Origin of the sequence: Marinobacter sp. UBA2498, assembly GCF_002341575.1 — a bacterium.
Taxonomy (GTDB): domain Bacteria; phylum Pseudomonadota; class Gammaproteobacteria; order Pseudomonadales; family Oleiphilaceae; genus Marinobacter; species Marinobacter manganoxydans.
Window position 1 is genome coordinate 269 of the sequence record NZ_DDOI01000096.1, and the last position, 3,963, is coordinate 4,231.

Consider the following 3,963-nt stretch of genomic DNA (forward strand, 5'->3'; position numbering starts at 1 on the left):
CACACCTGGCGCCACAGCGATGCCATGTTGTTCAAGATGATTGCGGAAGGCTGGCGACACCCGTTCAACAAAACTGAACGGCTAACCATGCCGGCGTTCGGGGAGAGTCTGACTGACCAGGAAATTGGCGCAGTAATCGAGTACCTAAAGACCCTCTGGACGGATGAACAACGGGAGTACCAGCAGACAGAAAGCCAGTAGCCTAACCCCACTGCCCGGAGAACCACTGATGGCGCTCTTGGCGACTAAGGCCACGAATCGACAGCAAGCATTGTGGTGGCGCATCCCAGCGCCCAAACCGTAATGCTGTATCTTGCGGTGTATTCGCTTACACGAGAAAGAACTGGGCGCCCAAGCCGATAATAAGCGTGGCCGAAAACGCCATTATAACCACAACTCCATGCCATGGTTCGGTTGCAACGGATGCCGACTCCCCTGACCTGCCCATCGGCACGATGATCCGCAGGTACACCGCCAGCGACAGCACGCTGTTGATAATTGCCACCACAGCCAGCCAGGTAAACTGGGCATCAATGGTAGCGCCAAAGAGCATAAACTTGCCAACGAAACCAGCCAGCGGCGGTATGCCGACCAGCGACAGCAGGAAAATCACCATTGCGATTCCCATAAGCGGCCGCGCACGTCCCAGTCCGGCAAAATCGTTCAGACTGCGCCCGGTTGCGGCGGCAACGGCGAAAGCGCCCAGATTCATGGCCGCATAGGCAGCGGCAAACAGAATGATTGAAGGCAAGGCCAGCTCACTGGAGCTCACCGCCAGGATGCCCAGAAGGAAATAGCCTGACTGGGCAATCGACGAATAGGCCAGTAGCCGGACAATATTGTCCTGCACCAGTGCAGCAAGATAGCCGTAGGTCATGCTCAGCACGGCCAGGCCCGCCATGACCGCAGCCCAGCCGGTTTCCGGCGGCAGGTCACGAACCACCTGAGTCAGCGCAAACAGGGCGCCAATCTTGGGCACGACCGACAGGTAGGCGGCAATCGACAGCGGCGCGCCCTCGTAGGCGTCGGGTGCCCAGAAGTGGAACGGAACCAGCGATGCCTTGTAGCCCAGACCCACAACCACAGCCACGAACCCTAGAATGACAGCCAGCGGCATGGTGTCGATGCCCGGCAGATCGGCGAGTAGCGTAGAGCCGGAGGCGCCAAACCAGTAGCTCAGGCCGAAAATCATGATCGATGTGGTGACCGAAGCGAACACAAAGAATTTCATGGCCGCTTCGGTCGCCCGGTCGGTGTCCGGATAGGCGACCAGGGCGAAGGTGGCCAAACCGGTCAGCAACGTACCCAGCACCAGAAACATGGTGTCCCCTGCCCCCGCCAGCACCAGGGCGCCGAGAGTGGAAAAGATCAGCAGGCTGTAGACCGTACCCTCGCGGGCGCTCCCCCGGACATCCACCCGCGCCAGCAACATCGTAAGCACCGTAGCCGGCAGCAGGATGAGCTTGGCCCAGATGCTTAACGTGTCGATCCGGAAGCTGCCGCCAAATACCGTTGTGTCTGTGCCGAGCAGGCGCAGGGTTAGCCCGGTGCCAACGACCAGGCCGATGACGGCAATGATCAGCGAAATCCGGGGCCGGCGCAGCATCTCCGCGATCAGGGCACCGACAGCCGTCAACAGAACGGCAATTTCCGGAATGATTAATGCGAGATCACGACCCATTACAGCACCAGTGCCAATGTGGTCCGATGAATAACGTCCAACACCCAGGACGGCGCCACGCCAGTGGCAACGGTGAGCACCAGCAGGGGCGCCACCGCAAGAATTTCGCGCGGGCTCAGATCCGGCATTTTGTTCCAGCGATCCCGGGGCTCACCCAGAAAGGTTTCACGCAGTGCCTTCAGAAAGGTTCCGGCGATAATCGCAATACCCAGAATCACCACAACCGCGATGGGAGTGGTGCCCAGGGTGGCGAGAAATATCTGGAACTCTGCCGGGAAGTGCGCCAGGCCGGGGAGACCCAGAGACGCGAAAGCCGCCAGTACAAAGGACCAGCCAAGCAACGGAACCGTTTTGAGCAGGCCGCCAAACTCCCCCATTTCGCGGGTATGGGCGCGCTCCTGAATCATGCCCACCAGGAAGAACAGGGCACCGGTGACCAGGCCGTGACTGAACATCTGCAGCACGGCGCCGTCCAGAGCGGTCGCACGCACGGCAGGATCCAGCGTTAGCGCAGCCGCAGAGACGCCGACGATCACGTAGCCCATGTGATTAACTGAGGTATAGGCCACCAGGCGCTTGAGATCGGTCTGCGCCAGTGCGGCAAAGGCGCCGTAAATCGCGCTGACGACACCGAAAACCAGAACAATGATGCCGGCTTCGCGGAACGCCTCGGGAGTCATTTGCAGCGCGAAGCGCACCAGCCCGTAAGTGCCGAATTTCAGCATGATGCCAGCCAGGATGACGCTACCAACGGTCGGTGCCTGCACGTGTGCCGCAGGTAACCAGGTATGCAGGGGTATCGCAGGAATCTTGACCGCAAAGGTGATCAGCATGGCGATCAGCGCCCACATGGCCACAGCTCCCTCCAGCGGTGGATTGGCAATCCAGGCCCGCATATCGAAGGTGGGAGCAGGGCTGCCGAGGTAAAGCCCCAGAATCGCGAGTAACAATGGCAGGCTGCCCAGCAGGGTATAGATAAAGAACATCAGGGCGGCGCGCTGCCGGTCTTCATGTCCCCATCCGGCAATCATGAAATACATCGACACCAGGGAAACTTCGAAGAAGACGTAGAACAGGATCCCGTCGAGGGCGGTAAAGGTACCAATCGCCGTGGTTTCAAGAAGCAGGATCAGGGCCACATAGGCACGCGGGCGATCACGAAGCGACGACGTGTAGATGAAAGAAACCAGGAAAAGCACGGCACTCAGCAGCACCAGCGGCAGGCTGATGCCATCAACCCCGACCCGGTAGGCGGCGCCAATGGCCGGCATCCATTCCAGCTCTTCGACCTGGGAAAAGCCGTCACCACTCACGCCCTGCAGCCACATGGCCAGAGCGCCGACCAGAGTCAGGGCGGCACTGACGATCGCTATGCCGTGCACCGTCCGTGCCGTCGGCTTCGGCAAACACAGAATCAGCACAGCGCCGACGAGTGGCAAAAACAGGGTCAGAGATACGAGTGGTAGCATGAGTACAGGGTTCCTTTAGACACTCAGTGAAGCTGAAAACAGGATGGCCAGGAGCACAGCGATGGCGACGGCGCTGATCGCCAGGCTGTGATGGATCAGGCCGCTTTGCAGGGTTCTCGCCCGCGCGCCGAGGGCCCGCACACCGGCCACCAGGGCGAAGATCAGGCCGTCGATACCACGCTCATCCCCGCCCCGAACCCAGCGACCCACCGCCAGATTGGCGCGGCCGACGCCAAGCACGGCCAGATACAAACGTTGTTCCAGGCGCTCGCCCCCACGGGCAAGGTTGACAGCTGCATGGTCGACGCCAAGCGCGGCCGCGTACAAATGGTCTTCCAGACGGTCACACCGCCGGGCAACAGCCATTGCGGGCCGGCCTATACAGGCGGTCAGGCCTCCCGCAACCACCAGCCCCGATTCTGCCCATTGATGGGCAGGCCCAAGCAGACGCTTGACCGGCACCAGCCAGCCCAACGCCAGACCACCCAATGCAGCGACGAGTCCGGACAATATGGCGAACATACCTGCGGTTTCCGGAGCCGGCAGATCAAGCATTGTTTCGAGTGGATCAAAGGCCAGACCCAGGCCAGCGGCGGGGATCGCCAGACCCCAGATGCCAGCGCGCATCCAGCCAGTACCGGCGACCGGTCGGGTATCGCCGGAGCCCTGCCAGAGCGAGCGTAAAGCCCGGGCCATATAGGCGCCGGTCAGCAGAGTGCCTGCCAGGGCCAGGGGTCCGAGCCAGGCGGCGCCCTGCCCCGACAGAGCGGCGGCAATCACCGCATCCTTGGAAAAGAACCCGCTCAGCGGTGG

At 61.3% G+C, this 3,963-nt stretch carries 3 protein-coding genes and 1 pseudogene; 1 reads left to right on the top strand and 3 read right to left on the bottom strand.

Annotated features, from left to right (window positions below; all coding sequences use genetic code 11):
• A partial coding sequence (locus B2W52_RS13460; protein ID WP_286803531.1) for a c-type cytochrome occupies window positions 1–201 on the top strand: 201 nt, incomplete at its 5' end.
• 127 nt (window positions 202–328) lie between these two features.
• On the opposite strand, the gene B2W52_RS13465 is transcribed toward B2W52_RS13460, so the two are convergent.
• The 3 genes and pseudogenes from B2W52_RS13465 to B2W52_RS13475 form a co-directional block, all read right to left on the bottom strand.
• Complete coding sequence (locus B2W52_RS13465) at window positions 329–1,681, bottom strand: NADH-quinone oxidoreductase subunit N (RefSeq protein WP_119440978.1); 1,353 nt, start codon at window positions 1,679–1,681, stop codon at window positions 329–331.
• Window positions 1,681–3,150, bottom strand: coding sequence for a complex I subunit 4 family protein (locus tag B2W52_RS13470; RefSeq protein WP_286803534.1), 1,470 nt, complete (start codon window positions 3,148–3,150; stop codon window positions 1,681–1,683). The genes B2W52_RS13465 and B2W52_RS13470 overlap by 1 nt, the downstream gene beginning before the upstream one ends.
• Before the next feature lie 15 nt (window positions 3,151–3,165).
• Window positions 3,166–3,963, bottom strand: a pseudogene (locus tag B2W52_RS13475) (hypothetical protein); the annotation flags it as partial.